At 53.1% G+C, this 18,975-nt stretch carries 19 protein-coding genes and 1 pseudogene; 1 reads left to right on the top strand and 19 read right to left on the bottom strand.

The window, feature by feature from the left end; all coding sequences use genetic code 11:
* Positions 1-78: 78 nt before the first annotated feature.
* Positions 79-786 (top strand): DNA repair protein RadC, encoded by a 708-nt coding sequence (gene radC, locus IPG80_RS20875; RefSeq protein ID WP_345111389.1) that lies wholly within the window; start codon positions 79-81, stop codon positions 784-786.
* 1 nt (position 787) lies between these two features.
* Here the strand turns inward: radC and IPG80_RS20870 are convergent, their stop codons facing one another.
* The 19 genes and pseudogenes from IPG80_RS20870 to IPG80_RS20780 all read right to left on the bottom strand — a co-directional run.
* The gene (locus IPG80_RS20870; protein ID WP_345111386.1) at positions 788-1,090 is read right to left on the bottom strand and encodes an acylphosphatase; all 303 of its coding nucleotides are present in this window, start codon (positions 1,088-1,090) and stop codon (positions 788-790) included.
* Positions 1,071-2,300, bottom strand: a complete 1,230-nt coding sequence (locus IPG80_RS20865) for a peptidase MA family metallohydrolase (protein WP_345111383.1) — start codon at positions 2,298-2,300, stop codon at positions 1,071-1,073. Before IPG80_RS20865 ends, IPG80_RS20870 begins: the two co-directional genes overlap by 20 nt.
* 5 nt (positions 2,301-2,305) lie before the next feature.
* A complete protein-coding gene (locus IPG80_RS20860; protein WP_345111381.1) occupies positions 2,306-3,223 on the bottom strand; it encodes an AEC family transporter in 918 nt (305 codons plus the stop codon).
* Positions 3,224-3,284: 61 nt separating this feature from the next.
* Complete coding sequence (gene miaB, locus IPG80_RS20855) at positions 3,285-4,625, bottom strand: tRNA (N6-isopentenyl adenosine(37)-C2)-methylthiotransferase MiaB (RefSeq protein ID WP_345111379.1); 1,341 nt, start codon at positions 4,623-4,625, stop codon at positions 3,285-3,287.
* A gap of 88 nt (positions 4,626-4,713) precedes the next feature.
* The gene (locus IPG80_RS20850) at positions 4,714-5,337 is read right to left on the bottom strand and encodes a uracil-DNA glycosylase (protein WP_345111376.1); all 624 of its coding nucleotides are present in this window, start codon (positions 5,335-5,337) and stop codon (positions 4,714-4,716) included.
* A 319-nt stretch (positions 5,338-5,656) separates the two neighbouring features.
* Positions 5,657-7,090: an aminoacyl-histidine dipeptidase gene (locus IPG80_RS20845; protein WP_345111374.1), complete on the bottom strand. Its 1,434-nt coding sequence runs from the start codon at positions 7,088-7,090 to the stop codon at positions 5,657-5,659.
* Positions 7,087-8,532 carry a serine hydrolase gene (locus tag IPG80_RS20840; RefSeq protein WP_345111372.1) on the bottom strand — a complete coding sequence of 482 codons (1,446 nt, stop codon included), beginning with the start codon at positions 8,530-8,532 and terminating at the stop codon, positions 7,087-7,089. The genes IPG80_RS20845 and IPG80_RS20840 overlap by 4 nt, the downstream gene beginning before the upstream one ends.
* Positions 8,533-8,628: 96 nt before the next feature.
* Positions 8,629-10,194 (bottom strand): AMP-binding protein, encoded by a 1,566-nt coding sequence (locus IPG80_RS20835; RefSeq protein WP_345111369.1) that lies wholly within the window; start codon positions 10,192-10,194, stop codon positions 8,629-8,631.
* Positions 10,195-10,276: 82 nt separating this feature from the next.
* Positions 10,277-10,897 carry a TetR/AcrR family transcriptional regulator gene (locus IPG80_RS20830; RefSeq protein ID WP_345111367.1) on the bottom strand — a complete coding sequence of 207 codons (621 nt, stop codon included), beginning with the start codon at positions 10,895-10,897 and terminating at the stop codon, positions 10,277-10,279.
* Between the two features lie 63 nt (positions 10,898-10,960).
* The gene (locus IPG80_RS20825; RefSeq protein WP_345111364.1) at positions 10,961-11,944 is read right to left on the bottom strand and encodes a uroporphyrinogen decarboxylase family protein; all 984 of its coding nucleotides are present in this window, start codon (positions 11,942-11,944) and stop codon (positions 10,961-10,963) included.
* A 30-nt stretch (positions 11,945-11,974) separates the two neighbouring features.
* Positions 11,975-12,814, bottom strand: a complete 840-nt coding sequence (speB, locus tag IPG80_RS20820) for an agmatinase (RefSeq protein WP_345111361.1) — start codon at positions 12,812-12,814, stop codon at positions 11,975-11,977.
* 59 nt (positions 12,815-12,873) lie between these two features.
* On the bottom strand, positions 12,874-13,623 hold the full coding sequence (locus IPG80_RS20815; RefSeq protein WP_345111358.1) for a dipeptide epimerase: 750 nt from the start codon (positions 13,621-13,623) through the stop codon (positions 12,874-12,876).
* The gene (locus tag IPG80_RS20810) at positions 13,565-13,981 is read right to left on the bottom strand and encodes a hypothetical protein (protein ID WP_345111355.1); all 417 of its coding nucleotides are present in this window, start codon (positions 13,979-13,981) and stop codon (positions 13,565-13,567) included. The genes IPG80_RS20815 and IPG80_RS20810 overlap by 59 nt, the downstream gene beginning before the upstream one ends.
* Positions 13,982-14,074: 93 nt before the next feature.
* Positions 14,075-14,863, bottom strand: a complete 789-nt coding sequence (locus tag IPG80_RS20805; protein ID WP_345111352.1) for an enoyl-CoA hydratase-related protein — start codon at positions 14,861-14,863, stop codon at positions 14,075-14,077.
* Positions 14,864-14,931: 68 nt separating this feature from the next.
* Positions 14,932-16,472, bottom strand: a pseudogene (locus IPG80_RS20800) (CocE/NonD family hydrolase); the annotation flags it as partial.
* Positions 16,473-16,599: 127 nt separating this feature from the next.
* Positions 16,600-16,797, bottom strand: a complete 198-nt coding sequence (locus IPG80_RS20795; protein ID WP_345111348.1) for an alpha/beta hydrolase — start codon at positions 16,795-16,797, stop codon at positions 16,600-16,602.
* A 133-nt stretch (positions 16,798-16,930) separates the two neighbouring features.
* Positions 16,931-17,560: an alpha/beta fold hydrolase gene (locus IPG80_RS20790; protein WP_345111346.1), complete on the bottom strand. Its 630-nt coding sequence runs from the start codon at positions 17,558-17,560 to the stop codon at positions 16,931-16,933.
* 61 nt (positions 17,561-17,621) lie between these two features.
* A complete protein-coding gene (locus IPG80_RS20785; RefSeq protein ID WP_345111344.1) occupies positions 17,622-18,527 on the bottom strand; it encodes an MFS transporter in 906 nt (301 codons plus the stop codon).
* The coding region (locus tag IPG80_RS20780) for an MFS transporter (protein ID WP_345111341.1) at positions 18,472-18,975 on the bottom strand (504 nt) is incomplete at its 5' end. The genes IPG80_RS20780 and IPG80_RS20785, both read right to left, overlap by 56 nt.

Below are 18,975 nucleotides of genomic sequence, written 5' to 3'. Positions count from 1 at the left end.
TGGGATTCTAACCGAACTTGGTACCCGCCTGTTGAAAATGGTTGTAAAATTGGATATTCTGATCATTAGGGAGGCGACATGACCGAACCCAATTCCAAACCTACATATCGAATTTCAGACTTGCACGAATCGGATCGTCCGCGTGAGAGATTGGCGGCGTTGGGTCCGCAGGCGTTGACCAATGCCGAGTTGTTGGCGATCCTGCTGCGTGTGGGTGTACAGGGCGAGAATGCGGTGGAGGTGGGGCAGCGGCTCTTGCATGAGTTTGATGGTCTGCGGGGGTTGCATCGCGCTCCCTTTAAAGACTTGATGAACCAGCATGGCATGGGGGAAGCCAAGGCGTCGCAGATCAAGGCTGCCATTGAACTGGGCCGGCGTCTGATATTGGAAGCGCCGGAAGAGAAACCTGCCATCAACAGCCCGGCAGATGCGGCAGCGCTGGTTCAATATGACATGTCTGCGCTGGAGCAGGAACATTTGCGGGTGATGCTTTTGGATCGGCGTAACCGCGTCTTGGAAGTGGTGGAGGTCTATAAAGGCTCGGTGAATTCTTCTCAAGTGCGGGTGGGGGAATTGTTCAAAGATGCGGTTCGTACCAACGCCTCGGCGATTATTGTGATCCATAATCATCCCAGCGGTGACCCGACGCCCAGCCCTGACGATGTGGCAGTGACCCGCGCCATTGTACAGGCAGGAAAACTAATGGATATCGATGTATTGGACCATCTGGTGATCGGCTTGGGAAAATGGGTTTCTTTAAAAGAAAGAGGTCTTGGGTTTGCGTGAGCTACATGCTTCTCTTAACGCCAAACTCACTGAACTCGCCTGTTACATCTTCGTATTCCACTCTTGACTCATCCACCCGTGAAGCACGGGGACCTTCCTTCATTTTCTCAATAAAGCGTTCGATATTTTCGCGGCTGCCCTCGGCAACGGCTTCGACCGTGTCGTAGCCGACATTGCGCACCCAGCCAGTGATGCCGCCAACTTTCCGTGCGTGATATTCGACATGCGCACGAAAGCCCACGCCTTGCACACGTCCCTTGACCCAAATGTGGGCGCGGATGATCTCATTTGGATTGGGCTGCATGTTTCCTCTTCTGGCGCACCAGGTCAATGGCTCCCCATATGGGAACGATAAGCACCAACACGAGTAATAATAAAAATGGCAGCAGGTTGCGCAGGGCAACCCCAGTGCGATTTTGACCGAGGACATTCTCGCGCCAGCGCGCGTCCAATTGATTGAGCGATGCACCGAGGGCTTTCGTTACGCCGAGGTCGCATTCGAAGCCTTCGCTGTATGTGCCGGTCAGGCGTGAGAGACCGGAGAGCCCGAACGAATCGCGAATGTAGGTGACAAAGGATTGGGATTGGGCGTATGCCAGAAATGCCGAACCAGAATCGGCGGGGAAGGAATCGCATAAGTCCACGATGGGGATCAGGGTATTGTTCGCACTGGCAATCTCCAGTGCACGGTCATAATCGGGGTTTGGGTAAATTTCCACCATCGAGGCGATGCCCTCGATCAACCATGCCGGTTGTTTTTCATATTGATCGCCAAGTGCGCGGTAGAGCATGATGTGTGCGAGTTCGTGGGGAATCTTTGATTCCATTTCGGTGAGTTGACTTGGTCCGGGCGGGATCGCCACCAGTACCACGCCAAGATCGGCGTGTGCATGCCCGCCAGACCATTCCCGTCCGCCGAGCAGCATGGTATCGCGTAAATCGGTGACATTGGAATAAATATAAATGTGCAGCGGTTCGGTTAGTGAGAGCGGAATGAAATCTTTCATTGAGAGCATGCCTGCACCAGCGCTGTTCAATGCCGATGTGCCGAAGGAGTCATCACCGGCATACCAGTGGACCGTGACATTCGCCTGCGAAACTTCGCGCCAGGGAAAACGATTGTCGTTATATTGAATACGGTTTGGTTCGCTGGTATAGGTTTTTCCGTCGCTTAGGGTTGCCTGAAACCAGTAGACTACCCAACTGAAAGGCGGAAAGACATTCAACGAAGCATCATAGACAAAATTCACCGAGCCATCTTCCGCTACTTGCAAGGTTTCCACACGGGTGGCTTCTTCGTTGATGCCGCGGAATAAAAGTGAAGCCTGCTGGATGGGACTCGACGCCTTGATCTTCGCTGTGAAAGTGATCGACCTGCCGAAATCTGGCACTGCCTTTGGGTTTTCCACCACGATCCCTTCCTGCGCCTGTGCCTGTTTCGGTTTCAGAGACAGGGTCGCCACGAGAAGTGTGACCACAATGATTTGCAATATTCTGTTGCGTGTGGCAGTCATATGGATTACCTCGTTAGGAATACGATCAACGGCGTGAGTGTGAGCGGACTGAGCACAGTGCCAAAGAAGACGATGGCGGTGACGAGTGAGGGTTCGAGTTTATATTCAGTAGCGACCACGGTAGTGGCCACGGCGGCGGGCATGGCAGCTTCGATGGCGCTGCCCTGACGGGTATGCCCTTGTAAACCGAAGAGACTGGCAAGGAATAGTCCGACCAATGGACCAATAAGCAGCTTGGCTGCAACGCCCAAACCAGTGGCTCGCAAACTATGTGACCATTCGATGCGGGTCAATTCCAAGCCGAGCAAAATGATCATGGCGGGGATGGCTCCATTCGCGGCGATCTCAATGGTGCGTGAAAGGGGCAGGGGAATTTCGATGCCAAAGCCTTTGACGAGCAAAGCAACCGTCACCGCATAAAGAATGGGCAACTTGAACACTCCCAGTATAGCGGATTTCAAATCCAGATGTCCGAGCGAGGCGATGACTACACCGACCGTGTTGAACAGAATGGTGGTGGTGACGTAGAAGATGGATGCGACCGCCAATGCCTCGTCACCGAATGCGAATTTGACCAGTGGTAAGCCATAATTGCCGGTGTTCCCAAAGGCAACTGTGAGAACGACAGCGAGCAAGTGGGAACGTTCCAGGCGGAAGAGTTTGCCAAGGATGAAGGCGATGCCTCCCATGATGGCAATGACTGCTGCTGTGTATTTGATCGTAGTGAGTGCCTGCTGTAAATTTAGACGGCTGGTGACCATTAGATTGAAAACGAGCAGCGGGCTGAAGATATAAAAAACCATGCGCCCAATAGTGCGCGAATCGACGGTGAGGGTTTTGCCAAGGATATATCCCGCTGCGGCGATGAGCATGATGGGCAGCAAGTTGTTGGCGAAGGTATTGAACAGTTCAATGAAGGACATATGGAATGAAATTATAACCCCCGAAAAACGTAGGGGCGGATCGCGATCCGCCCCTACAAAATTACAACGAAATCAATTCGGCAGGCTGCCTGACCAAATTTGCCTGCATCGACCACGGACCGGTCCAGGTGACGGTGACGGGCAGGACTTTGCCGCGCAGGTCTTCTGTACTTTCCACGAAGACCAGTTTATTGGTGGGGGTGCGTCCGCGCCAGCGACCTTTGACCTGGTTTTCGAAGAGGACTTCCACGGTTTCGCCCAGGTACTTTTTGTTGATCTCGCCAACGATCTGTTCTTGCAGATCGTCGAGCATGTGCAAGCGACGCATCTTCTCTTCTTCAGGCACATCATCCACCATGCGGCGGGTGGCGACGGTGCCTTCACGGATGGAGTAGCGCGCTAAATGGGCTACGTCCAGTTTTAGGTCTGATAAGACGCGATGCGTTTCCATGAACTGTTCTTCGGTCTCGCCGGGAAAGCCAACGATGATGTCGGTTGCGATGGAGCAGTTCGGGATGTGCTGGCGGATCTTTGCCACGAGGTCGCGGAATTGCTGCTGGGTATAGCCGCGTTTCATGTTTTCGAGAACGGTGTCATCACCAGCTTGGATGGGCAGCTCGATGTGCGGCATGACGCGCGGCAACTCGGCAATGGCATGGATGAGGTCATCGTCGAAGTAGTTGGGGTGCGAAGTTAAGAAGCGGATGCGTTCAATGCCTTCCACTTCATGGAGAATGCGAAGAAGATCGGCGAGTTTGGGTCCGTCTGGAATGTCCTTGCCGTAGCGGTCTACGATCTGACCAAGCAGGGTGATTTCCTTCACGCCTTGTTTCGCCAGCGAGCGGACTTCACCAACAATATCGCCGACTGGACGTGAACGCTCCACACCGCGCTTGTAAGGGATGATGCAAAAGGTGCAGGCGTGCGAGCAGCCGTACACAATGGGGACATGTACGCTGACGGTCTTGCCTTGTTCAGCAACCGGCAGTTTGAGCTCTTCGTCCATCATCAGGAAGCGGCGTGTGGTCTCAGCATCTTCCAGTGATTGGATCTCACCCTGAGTAAGATGTGCGATCAATGGACCCGGGTCAGAGGGGGGTGAGAAGACATCCACGTAGGGCATTTTGGCGCGAAGTTTCTCTGCGCCACGCACGCCGACCATACAGCCCATTAAGTTGATGACGAGGTTGGGATTTTTCTTCTTCAAAGGTGCGAGGGACGAAACGCGCCCGATCGCTTTATCTTCGGCAGATTGCCGGACGACACAGGTGTTTAAAACAATAACGTCGGCTTCTTCGATGGTTTCAGTAAGGGTATAACCGAGGTGCTCCAGCGACGCACCGACCCGCTGTGAGTCGGCAACGTTCATTTGGCAGCCTTCGGTCCAGATGTGGTATTTCATGCCTGCTCCTAAAATAGAGCCGAATTATACCAAGAGCAGTCTGGATTTATAAAAGCGGCTGCCACCTTCAAGGTGGCAGCCGCTTTTATTACTTACCGCGAAGTTCATCATACTTCCGCTTCACTTCGCGAATGTCCTCCCACATCAGCGACTTGGGTGAGCCGGGCTCACGTGATTGATTACGCAGTAAATAAGAAGGATGAAAAATGGGCATGAGCCAGCGACCGTCCAGTTCTGTCCATTTACCGCGCAGGGAGGTGATACCGGTCTTTTGCAGGACAGATTGACACGCCACATTGCCAGTGAGCAGGATCACGAGAGGGTCGACCAGGCGGATGATCTCGAATACGAACGGACGGTAATACTCGATCTCTTTATCGTTCGGTTTACGGAAATTCGCGCCGTTTTCGCCCGGGGGCATACGGAAGACCGAGTTTGTAATGTACACATCGTTCTCTGGGTCTATCTCGCCTGCTTGCAAAATTTTATCGAGCAGCTGTCCGGCGGGACCCACAAACGGTTTGCCTTTGATGTTTTCCTGCGGACCAGGTGCTTCGCCTACCAGTAATATTTTTGCCCTGGGGTTGCCCCGGCTGATAACCACGTTCGTACCCGCGTTTACCAGCGGGTCATCTTTCATGCCGTAGATGGCAGCAAGGGCTTCATCGAGCGAGTTATATCGAGGAGAGTTGGATAAGCTGGATGGTTTCATCTTTGGTTCCTTGAAGAATAGTTCTCAATATTTTACGGCATTTTTACTCTATGGAAGCGCCGTTATTTTTCTTCCAACGGTCAAAGCCGCTGCTTAAGGGGTCGGTTAAAAAATTTCCGTCATTGGGAATTTCTTTTTTAGGCTTGTTAACAGAATTTTTCTTTCTGGATGATGAACCGCTTCTTGCTTACTGGCAAGCGGTTTCTATTTCTATTTTTTCTACACTGCGAATGAAAATTAAACTTGAAAGAAAAATCCCTGTTCAAGCTGCCATCTTCGGCGATTTGAACAGGGAGAACATCTTTATCTCCAACCTGCTTTACGAAGCCAGTATTCCTCTTAGAAATTCCCAAGTACTTGCAAGCGACGGAATAAACAACCTCTCTTCAGGTGAGTGCAGATCTCTGATCGTCGGTCCCATTGAGATGGTATCCAGTCCGCCGCAGCGATCGCTGATGATGCCGCATTCGAGTCCGCCGTGAGTGAGCTCGATCTTGGGGTCTTCTTCGACGATGCCGCGATAGGTGTCTACGCATTGCTTGAGGAGCGGGGATTCCATGTTCGGCTGCCAGGGCGGGAACATCTTCGTTCGCTCGGTCTTTGCGCCTGCCAGCCATGCGACAGTTTCGACTCGTCTGGTAATTTCATCCAATCTCGAAAAGACCGCGCTGCGATTTGTAGAGACGACTGACAGCCCATCCTCTTTCAATTCCATCACGCCAATGTTATTGGACGTTTCGACGAAGGCGGGCATATCCGCAAACATGGATGTGACTCCATGCGGCAATGCCATCAGCAAGCGGATTGCTGCCTGTGTTTCAGTGGGATTAATGGTGCGAACAGGCTCGCCGCTGATTTCGTTCAGCGTGAGCACCAGCCCTGTCTCTGTTTTGGCGAGTTCACTTTTGATGGTGGCTTGAATGGTAGAGAATTTTTCCTTGCATAGTGTCGCATTTTCTTTTGCACACACAAATACTGCTTCCGCGTCGCGTGGGATGGCGTTGCGTGCCGTCCCACCTTTGAGCGTGGACAGGCGAATTTCCATATCTCGTTGAATAAAGTCCAGTACGCGGGCGATGAGTTTATTGGCATTCGTGCGGAACTTGTTGATGTCTTCACCAGAATGTCCGCCTTGCAAGCCGCGGACTTTCAACTCAAAAGCGACTTCATTTTGCTTTTGTGAATCCCATGTGACGGGCAAGGTCATGTACACATTACCGCCGCCTGCACAGCCGACCGTAAAAACGCCTTCGGTTTCGGAATCCACATTGATGAGCGTTTTGCCTGTGAGTAAGGCTGGGTCAAGTGTATCTGCGCCGACAAGCCCCGACTCTTCTTCGACGGTCAGCAGCAACTCAAGCGGCGGATGTTTTACGGACTCATCTTCAACCAGCGACATCATCAACGCAATGCCAATGCCGTTGTCTGCACCGAGGGTGGTGCTGTTGGCGCGAATCCAATCACCATCACGGATGAGTTGAATGGGGTCTTTTGTGAAATCATGCGTGGATTCAAGCGTCTTCTGGCAGACCATGTCCATGTGACCTTGCAAAATTAACGTTGGGCGGTCTTCGTAGCCTTGGCTGGCAGGAACGTAAATAACGAGATTGCCTGCCGCGTCGGTTTTGGAGGTGCAGTTGTGTTCAGCCGCCCATTTGATGAGCCAGTTGCGAATTGCCGCTTCGTTCTTCGAACCACGCGGGATGGATGATACTTTTTCAAAATTCTTGAGGATGAGTTCGGTGGGGTTCATGATGTTTTCCTGTATTCCGCTCTGTCATTGAGTAATGTCATTGTCTTGCCATTGGGGCTGAAAGCAATCATCGAGTCGTCCATCAGACCTTTGAGATTCCAATGGGCGAGGAAGGTATCACCTTGCCAGTGTTCGAGCGTGGCGGTGTTGACTCCGTACTTCAAGTTGAGCGAGTCGTCTTTGATAATCACGGTCATTTCGCCGAAGAGGTCGTTGGAGAATGTCCCAGTGTAGGAATCCAGCTTATTGGACAGAGGCAGGTTCGGGTCACGTTTGAGGCGCATTTCGTCCACTTGACCTTTGACTTGTGCCATGTATCCCTGTGCGACCATCTGAAATTCAGTTGACCAGTCGCGGTCTTTTTTGTCGAGCAGAATATCTGAAATCGCATAAAAAAGTGCGGCGTGGGCGAGGGTTTGATGGACGTTGACCATGACGGCAAGCGCGAGTTTGCGCTGCGGAAAAAACGCGACAGCGGAATTGTAGCCAGGCATTTGACCGCCGTGCATGAGAACTTTTTCGCCGCGATAATCCATTGCCCACCAACCGAGCGCGTACGTCCAGAAGTGCGTGGCGGGTTGAAGATAAGCGAGCGGCGCGAGTTCGGAGTTGAGCACATCCTGCATGACGACTTGCGGCGTGGTGAGTTCGTTGAAAGTGTTGGGTTGCAAGAGCGGCGCGCCGTTGTTGAGTAATGCTTTGAGCCATTGCGCGAGGTCGTTGGCGGAAGTATGAATCGAGCCAGCAGGTTCGTGCGTAAGTTTGAAATTTTCGATGGCGCTCATCTCGCCAAGAAAACGCACGCCCGCGGGATACGTTTCATTGAGCACAGCGTGAGGTGAGGCGAAGTTTTTGTTATCGGTGATTCGGTCGTGTCCACTGAACGAGCGTGACATGTTCAGCGCGTTAAAAATTCTTTCGGTGATGAAATCGTCCCATGACTTGCCAGTGACTGCTTCGACGAGCAGACCTGCCACGCCATATTGTTGATTGGCGTAGTTGAAGCCTGTGCGAAAACCCACGGCAGGCTTGAGATATTTCATGCGGCGGATGATCTCGCGCTGGTCGTATCCGCGATGATAGTATATCTTTTGGGCACGTTCCAAGCCGAGACGATGACAGAGCAAATCGCGCACGGTGACATGACGAGCGACCCAATCATCATATAGTTCAAACTCAGGAATGTATTGAATAACGAGGTCATCCCATGCCAGTTTGCCTTCATCCACCAACATGCCGATCAGCGCGGATGTGAAGGCTTTGGTGGTGGAGCCAATTGCAAAGATGGTATCCGCGTTCACGGCTTCGGGCTTGCCCGCTTCGAGCACGCCGTAGCCTTGCGTGAAAACATCATCACCTTGCACTACCGCCACCGCCCCGCCAGGGATATTCCATGCAGCGAGCGTTTTTGAAATTGTTTCGTTGAGTTGTTGTGTGTTCATAAATTCCTTCTTTACACCACAAAGGGTCACAAAGTGTCACTAAGGAAAACAAAAGGCCTTTTGTTCTTTCCTGGTGACCTTCGTGGTTGAAGATTTTTACCGCCAAATTTTTTCCACAGCGTCGTAACTTCCAACGCGCAAGTCCGCTTTCAACTTCACCAACTTATGCTTCTCCACCCGTTCTGATGGTGTTCTCGGCAAATCATCAGCATACTCGATAAACCTCGGCACTTTGAAATATGCCAACTGCTCACGGGCATAATCCAAAATAGATTCAGGCGAAGCGTTTTCTTTTGTGTATCCATCCTTCAACACGATATACGCCTTCACTTCTTCACCGCGCAACTCGTCAGGGACAGGTACCACCGCCGCCACTTTTACAGCGGGATGTTCCATCAGCACACCTTCCACTTCCACCGATGAAATATTTTCACCCGCACGTCGAATCGTATCTTTCAAGCGCGCCTGCCAATGAAAATATCCCTTCGCATCTTTTGTGACCATGTCACCTGTATGCAGCCAGCCATTCTTCATGACTTCCGCCGTCGCTTCGGGTTTGTTCCAATACCCCAACATCATCGGCTCGCCGCGCAGAATCAACTCACCCACGCCGCCCTCGGGCACATCATTTCCGTTTGCGTCCACCATGCGCGCTTCCTTCGTCGCAATCGGTTTGCCCATCGCGCCACTGCCCACACTCTCCACATCCTCGAACGGAATCAACAAGTCCACGCCTGTTTCGGTCATGCCGAACGCTTCGCGCCACGGCACATTCCAACGCCGCTCAAACTCCGCATGGAACTTCGGATGAATCCCCGAGCACAGAATCATTTTCAATTTATGTCCGTGCTCTAAAGAAACATCCTCTGGCATCTTCAACAAAAAGAAAGGCATGGTGCCAATCAAATACAGCACGGTCACATTATGTCGAATCACTTCGCCCCAAAAATGTGACGGTGAGAATCTCGGCAAAATCACCAACGGCGCGCCGCCAATCAAACACGACACCGTGTTCCACTGCGGGTCCATATAATAAAAAGGCTGTGCGGTCAGGTCGCAATCCGCTGGCGTCAGCCCGAAATAATCCGCCGCCACCTGCCCGAGCATCATCCAATATTTTTGGGTCAACATGCAGCCCTTTGGAAAACCCGTCGTGCCTGATGTATATTGGATATTGACCAAATCCTCCGCTGAAACATTGGATGACTCGAACGAGTCAGATGACTCATCCACCAAACGCATCCACTCTGACCTGTTAACTGATTCAGTCACGAGAAGCGTTTCCTTCACCGACGGCAAGTGCGCGCGCACCCGCTCCCATTGCTCCAGATAATTTTCGTGGACAACAAAGAATCCCGCCTGTGAATCATCGAGCGTATAAGTCAGGTCATGGTCATGGTAGTTGATGTTGACAGGCACGATGACCGCGCCCAACTTCGCCAGCGCAAACCAGACGATGGGGAAGTCCACGCCGTTGGGCAGCATCACCGCCACGCGTTCGCCCTTCGTCACGCCGAGAGATTTCAGCGCATTCGCCGTTTTGTTCGCCCGTCGATCCGCTTCCGCGAACGAAAGCGGCTTGTCTTCAAAGATGAACAACGGTTTCTCTCCAAACCGCTCTGCCGCGCTCTCCACCAAATGACCTAAACTCTTCCACTCCATGCACACTCTCCTTTTTCAACCACAAAGGGTCACGAAGGTACACGAAGGTTTTTCCTTTGTGACCCTTTGTGCTCCTTCGTGGTTAAGATTTTTTCAACCGCTTCACAAACATCTCACTCAACTCACGGCTCGACTCTTGCAAATCCACTGCCTTCGGGTCAAAGACCCATTGCAGCATGATTCCGTCAATTGCGCCTTGAATCACTGACGCCATACTCTGCTCATCGAACTTCGTAAATTCCTTCTGCTCCACACCAATGCGGAAAATTTTCTTGAGATGAGCACGGCAAGGGTCATACGCGGAATCACTGAATGCCTTCTTCTCTTCAGGTGACGTAAAACTGCCCCATAAATCCACCAACGCCACGAACTGCGAACGGTTCTGCGAAATGTACTCAAAACTGGCTTCGATATACACGCGTAGTTTGGCACTGCCTTTTGTCTCTTCTTCCACCCGCCCGCGGATGTATGCGCCCTGTCGATTCAGAATGGTGTGAATGGCAGAGGTGATGAGGTCATGCTTGCCGTTGAAGTGATAGGCGATCAGTCCCTTGGTGATTCCCAGACTCTTGGCAATCTCCGCAAAGGACGTTTGGGTATATCCATGCTCGGCAATTGTCTGCAACGCCGCGTCGATGATTTGTTTGCGGCGGGCTTCTTCGATGAAAGTAGGCTGTTCTGATTTGCTAGGTTTTTTAACCATCTTATTTTCCTTTTGCGCGGGTTGGTTTCACCACAAAAAATCTCTGTGCTGTGGTGGTAAAAATCATTCTCCGCCAAATTCTACCTGACAGCGGAAGAACTCGCGCACGGCTTCGGGATTCATCCCAGGGTAAATGCTATTGCAAGAAGAGAGCATGAAGCCTTCCCTGCCGCCTTGCTCGTAACTGCGCTTCACATCGGCGCGGATGAGTTCGATGTTTGGCTCAAAAAATAGATTGATGTCCACGTTGCCCATCAAAATTAATTTGTCGCCGTAGTCGCGTTTGATTTCATCGAGTTTGTTGCCAGATAACGTTTCGAGTCCGTGCATGCCTGCAAAGCCTGCTTCAACGGCGAAGGGCAGAAGTTTGTCAATTTTTCCATCCGTGTGCCAAATGACAGGGACAGACAACTCGCGCACCACGCGCTGATGATAGGGCAGTACCAACTCACGCCACATCGTCGGGGAAATCATCGAGCCGCCGCGGTGTGCCGAATCATCGCCCATGATGATGACTTCCGCGCCGAGTTCGATGGCACGCTGGAAGATGGCGATACACCAATCTGTCCGCGCTTGCATGACCGCATGGACGAAAGGCTTGTCTTTGCGATACATGGCGAACATGTGCTCCATGCCCATTGCCATATACGTCCCCATGAACGGACCGATATGCGTGCCGAAGAAAAGGCAAAGGTGCGGATAATTCGTCCGAATGTCAGCGACCCGCTTCACGTCGAAGAAACGATCCGCGTAACTCAATGGCGGCGTGTACTGTTTGAGGTCATCCGCTGTTTGCACGGCGCCGTAAAAATACATCCCCTTTTTCCACACGCGCCCGAATTCATCCACGCCATCTTTCCAGGCGTTGCTGTCTGTTGGGGTTTGGTATGGCATGAGGATTCCATCCTGCCCCAATTCGGCATACGCGCGATAAGGGTCAGTGACACCGAGTTCATCGAACATGCCATCGATCCAGACCTCGAAGCGCGGCACGCGGTCTGGAGTTTTTCGTTGGAACACTGCTTGAATTCGTTCGCGTGAGTTCATATTTAAAACCCTTATCATGAGTAGAGTGAGCTAATTTACTCGTGTGCCCTCCCTTTCCAACATCTTCGCCACAATCTCTTTGAACACTTTCGCCGCCACCATCTCAGTGACACCCGAAACATCTTGTGTTGGATTTAATTCCACCACATCCGCGCCGATGATGTTTGCATTGAGCGATTGAATCACGCTCAACGCTTCACGCGTGGACAGCCCGCCAGGTTCGCGGTGCGATATGCCAGGCGCGAAAGCGGGGTCGAGACAATCCATGTCGAAGGTGATGTAAAGCGGCGAGTCAAATTGCAGGTTGAATACATCACGCCAACGTTGCATGGTCAGCACTTCCACGCCGAAACGCTTGGCTTGCTCGCGCTGATGTCCGTTGATGGTGCGAATGCCCACTTGCACGAGCCGCTTTGCCAAGCCCGCTTCCATGATCCGCGCAAAGGGGCTGGCGTGCGAGTGCGGATTGCCTTCAAAGTCATCGTATAAATCGGGGTGCGCGTCGAAGTGCAAGATGGTGAGATTGGGATGATTCTTCGCCGCAGCCTTTACCAGCGGATAGGTGACGGAGTGGTCGCCGCCAAATGCCATGACCTTCAACCCCGCTTCATATAATTTACCTGCGGCTTGCTCGGTCTCTATGGGCATTCTCTCCGCTGACGGTGTGATGTCGCCCGCGTCTGCGAAGAGTCCATCCGCGCCGAGATAGGTTTCGTTCTCCGTCCACAGATTGGACGAGTCACAGAAGAAGGCTTCACGGATTCTCTGCGGAGCCAACGCCGAGCCGCGTTTATAAGATGAGTTCTCATCGAACGCCACACCGAGTAAGCCAATGCGGGCGGGGGTGGGGAAGGGAGGGAAAGTGGGCATAAGTTCCTTTTATGCACAAAGAACACGAAGTTTCACGAAGGAAAGCCACTGTTTACTTTTCAACTGATTACTATTCTCTTGCTCTTCTCCATCCACTCAGGGCTCACATCCGCGCCGTGACCGTGAGCGTCGGAGAGAGTCACTGTTCCGTTGGGTTGGAAGTCCACGCCGCCAATGGAGGGTTCTTCGGCAAAGTGAAAGGGAGAGTCGAGGTCGTGCAGAGAAATATTCGGGCAGGCACAGACCAAATGCGCGCCCGCGCTGACTCCGATGAGCGACTCGGACATGCCGCCGAGCATACATTTGATTCCAGCCGCTTCGCCGATGGCGTTGATTTTCAGCGCGCCATGAATGCCCGCGGACTTGGCGAGTTTGATGTTGAAATAATCCACGGCACCGAGGGAGGCGAGACGGAAAGCGTCATGCGCGTCGAAGATGGATTCATCTGCCATGATGGCGATGGGACTGCGCTCACGGACTCGCTTCAAACCTTCGATGTTCCAATAGGGCAGCGGCTGTTCGCAGACTTCGATTTCGTATTCTGCCAGTGCGGTGAGGATGTTGATGGCGGTGATTTCGTCCCAGGCTTGATTCGCGTCGAGCCGCATGGGGACGCCGCTCCCGACTGCTTCACGAATGGCGCGAATCCGCGCGAGGTCTTCATTACGTCCCGTGCCGACCTTGACCTTCAATGCCTTCACGCCGTTCTCAACGTGCTGTTTGGCAGTTTTCGCCATTTTATCGGGCGAGTCAATGCCGATGGTGCGGTTGGAGTACAGGACTTGCTTTGTCGCCGCCGAGCAAGGCATACAGTGGAAGTTCCGCATGTTTGGCAAGCAGGTCGTAGAGCGCGAGGTCATACGCACAGCGGATGGCGGGATTCTTGAGCATGTACTGTTCAAGTTCGCGCAGGCGTGTGTCAATCTCTAACGGATTTTTGCCAATGAGCAGTTGCGCATACAGTTTGGCGGATTCAAATCCGTTGTCGGCGTCTTCGCCTGTCACAAAACGCGATGGAACGCCTTCGCCCACGCCAATCAATCCGTCGCTGTCATGCACGCGGACGATGATGTTGTGGGCGCTGTTCATCACCGCCAAAGCAATCTTGAACGGGTGATTGAAGGGGATGTTGAGGTCGATGATTTCGATTTTGGTGATGGTTGGCATAAAACTTTTTTTACGCGGATTTCACGGATGAACACGGATTTTTTTTTAAGAAATCCGTTCTTTTATCAATCATCCGTTAACCGTGTATCTGGTTTATTTTCCTTTATAAATCGGCGCGCGTTTTTCCACGAATGCCTTCACGCCTTCGCGCATGTCTTCGCTGGCGAAGCATTCGAGCGTGCCTTCGGTTTCGAGTTGCATGACGGCTTCGAGGTCGAGGTCGTAGGACTTTTGCAAAACTTCTTTCACCAACCGCACAGAGATGGGCGCGTTCGACGCGAGCGTGCGGGCGATGTCCATGCCTTCTTGAATAATGGTTTCTGCCGATGTCACTTTCGTGACCAAGCCCATCTCGAAAGCTGATTGTGCGGAAATGCGTTCGCCTGTCATCATCACATGCGCGGCGCGTCCCATGCCGATGAGTCTCGGCAGGCGGTGCATGACTCCGTTGGTTTCAAAAATGCCGCGCTTCACTTCGGCGAATTGAAAATAGGCGCTCTCCGCCGCAATGCGGATGTCGCTCGCAATCGCAATCTCCGCGCCCACGCCAACCGCAACGCCATTGATGGCAGAGATAATCGGCTTGCGCAAATTCACCATGCGGCGCGTGAGTTCCTGCATTTCGTCCAACTCGGCGCGCGCCTGCTCTGCCACCGTCGAACCGTCGAAGAGGTGCGACAGTTCTTCGAGGTCAATGCCTGCCGAGAACGCGCGTCCATTGCCCGTGATGAGCGCGGCACGAATCGAATCGTCGTTTGCAATCGTATCGAGCATGTCGAGCAATTGCTGGAACATACTGCGCTTGAACGCGTTCAACACGTCGGGGCGGTTGAAGGTGATAACGGCTATATTTTCTTGGGATTGGAAAAGGATATCTGTCATTTGATGGGAATCTCGATGAAGGAGGCTTGGTCTCCGCCAATCATAATCTCCACGCTCGGACTACCCGTGAGCGGGATTCTGGCAAAGGTATCTTTGTCTGCGCCTGAGAGGGATACTCGTAAACTCCACCCGCGGCGAATCAGCGCCGAGATGGGATTCAACCCGAAGGTGATTTCTGCCACTTCACCAGGGACAAGCGGCATGGCGTCGGCGCGTTTGAAGGAGTGATAGGGGACGAATTGTTTATATGGCGGCGTGTCTGTTGAAACTTTGCGATGGATGGCGCGCAACATTCCTTCGGTGAGGTAATGCGCGTTGCCTTGTTCATCAATCGCTTCGAGATAGACGAAGAAGTTGCCATCGTCATGTGTTGATTTGACGAACAATGTCACGATGGGATAGCCTGTGATTTCGGTATCCTGTTCAAGCGGCGCGGATGTGTACGCGAGTTGTCCTTTGATGGGCGCGTACTTTACAGGGCGCTGGTCGAGTTCAGTTTGCCAGCGGTTGTTCAATCCTGTTGAGGCGTTGAAATCGGTCTGGTAGTGGTCAGCAGGCTGGGGCGGGGGAGAAGCGAGGAGAGTCCGCTTTGGGGTTGGAAAAAGAATCGGGTGGAGGTCAAACCCGCAGGTGGAAACTCAGGCGTCGATTTCCATTCATTTTCAAAGATGGTGAAGTAATGCAACTCGCGGGTCGCGGGCGGATTGTCGAAGAAGCGCAGGGACTCTTTCATTTGCGCGAGCAATGGAAATGGATTTTCCTTCGCGCCGACGTGTTGGGTTGCGCCGTGATTCCACGCGCCGATGACGGCGCGCTGCGGGCGGGGATTGTTCGCGAAGCGATGAATGACGGCGCTGGCGGTGGCGGCGTCGAACCAACTGCCCCAATGGTCGAGCGCGTGCGTGGTGGGGCGAGTGAACATGCTGATGTCGTCCATGCGGATGTTGAGCTCGGGGTCGAGGTCATCGCGGAAGGTGATGTGACGCAGGGCGGAGTCCACTTGCTGGTTGGTGTGTTTGGGAATGGGATTGTTGCCAACAGGCTTGACACCTTTGACGAGAATCTTTTCGAGCGCGCTCATGCTTTTGGGAAGTTGATTGGCGTCGAGGGCGCGGTTGTACTCTGCCCATTGCGTGAGCATGAACTCGTTGGGCACGCCGCCAGGGAAAGCGATGTCGGTGTAAACGTCGAACTCGTTGAAGCGCACGAGCGCGGAGGTGACGGCGGGATGTCCGCACGCGCCGAGCATTTCAGCAGTGGTGGCTTGATACGAGTTGCCGAAGCCGCCGACTTGCCCGTTGCTCCACGGTTGTTGTATGACCCATTCGGTCAGGTCGTAGAGGTCGGTGAGGTCGGTCGCTGACCACGGGTGCGGATGATTGCCTTCCGACGCGCCCGTGCCGCGCATGTCAATGCGGAGGATGGCGTAACCAAAGGCGGTGAAAAAGTTGCGGGCGGAGTCGGGCAGAGAGAGAAACCATGAGAACGGCGCTTTGAGTTGTTGATTGCGCCAGTAGCGTGTGGCGGCGAAGAGCGCGGGGATTTTGGTTTCGGGCGTAAGTCCGCGCGGGAGGTAAAGGTCAACGGCGAGACGAGTCCCATCGCGCATGGGGATGTACAAAGTCTGCTCGGTGGAGCCTTTGTATGAAGGAGGGCGGAGGGAGTTCAGGAGGAAAGTCATTTTCCCGAAGGAAAGGTCATTTTGAAATGAAGAATGCAGAATGATGAATGCGGAATTAGGAATTGGGAATTTTGTTTGAAATAAAATCATTTATTACTTGCTGAAATTTTTCTGGTTCTTCGAGGAATGCCCAGTGTCCGCTTTGGGTGAATTCTACGGATTGGCAATTGGGGAGCGTGGCGCAGAGTTCATCGGCGACGGGTTTGCCTGTGTATTGTGAGTCCGCTGTGCCGTAGATGAAGAGGGTTGGCACTTGCAACTGGCTGAGTTCTTTTTTGTAATCGTAACCTGTGAGCGAAAAAGAAATTTCACGCCACGGGGCGAAGGAGACTGTGCCTGTATCTTTGAGTAAATCTGTTTTTGTTTTATCAAATAATCTTTGTGGATTATCTTTTTCGGATGATTTGGTAAACCATGCGTCTGCGGATTTTGAATCCGCGGGAGGGAAGCCGAGGGCGGTGGAGTACAGCAATCCGCCAAACTATTTCCAGATGAAGCGGTTGCTCATGCCGTTGTTGATCTGAGATCCCGCCCGCGATGACCATCTTCTCGACGTGTTGCGGATACTTGAGTGCGTAGCGTTGAACCAACGCGCTGCCGAAGGAATGACCGACGAGGATGACCATATCCGCTTTGACCACGTCACGACGCAGGGCTTCAAGTTCTTCCACGAGTTGCTCGATGGTGTAGTCCTCGGGATTGGGCTTGATTTGCGAATTGCCCGAACCGCGCTGGTCGTAGAAGATGACGCGAGTCTGCTCGGCGAGGAAGTCGAATCCGTTCTTGAAACTCAGGCTCGAGTGACCAGGTCCGCCGTGGACGAGGATGACGGGCGGAGCGCCTTTGTCCGTGCCGAGTTCGCGGTAGTACAAGTCATAGCCGTTGATGTGGACGGGAGTGGCACAGTCCACGCAGGGGCGGGATTGGGGTAGGACGCGGTTGTAGAGATAGTATGCAATCGCTACATACAACGCGATTAAAACCAGAACAGCGAGAATAACGTAAAGGACAAGCATGATGAAATAATCTCCAATTACCAATCTCTAATATTCGAGATTAGTAATTGGAGATTGGTAATTACGCCATTTCTTTCTTCGCTTCACCCTTCGTAACAGGCAGAATCGCAACAGTGGCGAGGACGAGGAAGACGAACATGATGAGCCAGACCCATCGGTAGTCATTGCCCATCGCTTCGACGAGAGTCCCGCCGAGGATGGGCCCAATGATGAAGCCGAGGGTCACGGCGATTTGGCGTAGACCTGTGTAGGTTCCCATCAGTGTTTCGACGGGGGCGCTGTCCACGATCATGGCGACTTGGACGACGTTGGCGAGGGGCCAGGTCAAGCCGCAGATGAGCAGTCCTACATTGAGCATGGTCGCGTCGGGGAAGAGGTAGATGACGAGAGCGCCGATGGCGTACCCGACCAAGCCGACGATCTGGGTGTTCTTGCGTCCGATCTTGTTGGAGATCAAACCCGAAGGCACAGCCATGATCATGAACGCAATTGCTGGGATGGCAACCAGCATGGCGGCGGAAGATTCCTCCATACCGAGCGAGAAGACGCCATAGGAGCTGAGGAAGGCTTGCATTTGCGCAAGAGCTACGTACGCGAGCAAGTTGCTCAGGAGTAGATACTTTAAACTGGATGCGTGTTCTTTGGGGAGTCCGCGCAGGAAGGTGATGATGCCTTTTAAATTGAACGGCTCACCTGCAAGTTCCTTGGCACTGGCAAGTTCTTCGGGTTCTTTGACAAATGCCCAGGTGAGGATAAAGATCAGAAGTGCAAGACCAGCTGCGATCCAGAAAGGAAGCGGTCCGTACACGTCATAGAGCGCAGCGCCAGCCAGGGCGGTGATCACCACCAGCAGACCCGCAATCGCGCCCGCAATCCCATTGGCGGTGGCGCGTTGGGGCGAGGGAGTCACATCAAAGAGGAGCACATCCGCAACGGGGCGGACGACAGCGAAGGCGAGCAAAGACAATGAAGAGCGAGATGATGAAGGGGACAAGCAAGCCTGTGAGTTGACCCGTCTGCCCGTTGAGTTCGGGGGCGATACCCATCGGGACAAGCGGAATAAAGACGAAGGCGGCGATGGCAACAGGTACGCCAAAGAGAATGAACGGCATGCGGCGCCCCCATTTTGAGCGCAGGCTGTCGCTCCACGCGCCGACAATGGGACTGATAAACAAGCCCGCAATGTTATCGAAGACGAGGATGAAACCCGTCAGGGCGGGTCCGAGCCCGAAGCCGACGGTGGTGGCTCCCGCTTCGGTGAAGGCGGGGTTGCCTGCCTGCAAATAGACAGGGACGTAGGTGTTATACAACTGCCAGATCACTTCCATCACGGCGGGCAGGGTCGCGGCGATGATGATGTTGCGCCAACTCAACTTGATGTGGGACATTTTCTCTTCTCCTGTGAGGTTTTGAAC

It is taken from the genome of Candidatus Villigracilis vicinus (assembly GCF_016702885.1).
GTDB classification, from domain to species: domain Bacteria; phylum Chloroflexota; class Anaerolineae; order Anaerolineales; family Villigracilaceae; genus Villigracilis; species Villigracilis vicinus.
Note: the sequence above shows the minus strand (reverse complement) of the source record. Positions and strands in the feature narration are given on the sequence as shown.

What these genes read in the sequence shown, in the direction of transcription:
- radC (WP_345111389.1), top strand. Translation starts at nt 79, where the DNA reads ATGACCGAACCCAATTCCAAACCTACATATCGAATTTCAGACTTGCAC.
- IPG80_RS20870 (WP_345111386.1), bottom strand. Translation starts at nt 1,090, where the DNA reads ATGCAGCCCAATCCAAATGAGATCATCCGCGCCCACATTTGGGTCAAG.
- IPG80_RS20865 (WP_345111383.1), bottom strand. Translation starts at nt 2,300, where the DNA reads ATGACTGCCACACGCAACAGAATATTGCAAATCATTGTGGTCACACTT.
- IPG80_RS20860 (WP_345111381.1), bottom strand. Translation starts at nt 3,223, where the DNA reads ATGTCCTTCATTGAACTGTTCAATACCTTCGCCAACAACTTGCTGCCC.
- miaB (WP_345111379.1), bottom strand. Translation starts at nt 4,625, where the DNA reads ATGAAATACCACATCTGGACCGAAGGCTGCCAAATGAACGTTGCCGAC.
- IPG80_RS20850 (WP_345111376.1), bottom strand. Translation starts at nt 5,337, where the DNA reads ATGAAACCATCCAGCTTATCCAACTCTCCTCGATATAACTCGCTCGAT.
- IPG80_RS20845 (WP_345111374.1), bottom strand. Translation starts at nt 7,090, where the DNA reads ATGAACCCCACCGAACTCATCCTCAAGAATTTTGAAAAAGTATCATCC.
- IPG80_RS20840 (WP_345111372.1), bottom strand. Translation starts at nt 8,532, where the DNA reads ATGAACACACAACAACTCAACGAAACAATTTCAAAAACGCTCGCTGCA.
- IPG80_RS20835 (WP_345111369.1), bottom strand. Translation starts at nt 10,194, where the DNA reads ATGGAGTGGAAGAGTTTAGGTCATTTGGTGGAGAGCGCGGCAGAGCGG.
- IPG80_RS20830 (WP_345111367.1), bottom strand. Translation starts at nt 10,897, where the DNA reads ATGGTTAAAAAACCTAGCAAATCAGAACAGCCTACTTTCATCGAAGAA.
- IPG80_RS20825 (WP_345111364.1), bottom strand. Translation starts at nt 11,944, where the DNA reads ATGAACTCACGCGAACGAATTCAAGCAGTGTTCCAACGAAAAACTCCA.
- speB (WP_345111361.1), bottom strand. Translation starts at nt 12,814, where the DNA reads ATGCCCACTTTCCCTCCCTTCCCCACCCCCGCCCGCATTGGCTTACTC.
- IPG80_RS20815 (WP_345111358.1), bottom strand. Translation starts at nt 13,623, where the DNA reads ATGCCTTGCTCGGCGGCGACAAAGCAAGTCCTGTACTCCAACCGCACC.
- IPG80_RS20810 (WP_345111355.1), bottom strand. Translation starts at nt 13,981, where the DNA reads ATGCCAACCATCACCAAAATCGAAATCATCGACCTCAACATCCCCTTC.
- IPG80_RS20805 (WP_345111352.1), bottom strand. Translation starts at nt 14,863, where the DNA reads ATGACAGATATCCTTTTCCAATCCCAAGAAAATATAGCCGTTATCACC.
- IPG80_RS20790 (WP_345111346.1), bottom strand. Translation starts at nt 17,560, where the DNA reads ATGCTTGTCCTTTACGTTATTCTCGCTGTTCTGGTTTTAATCGCGTTG.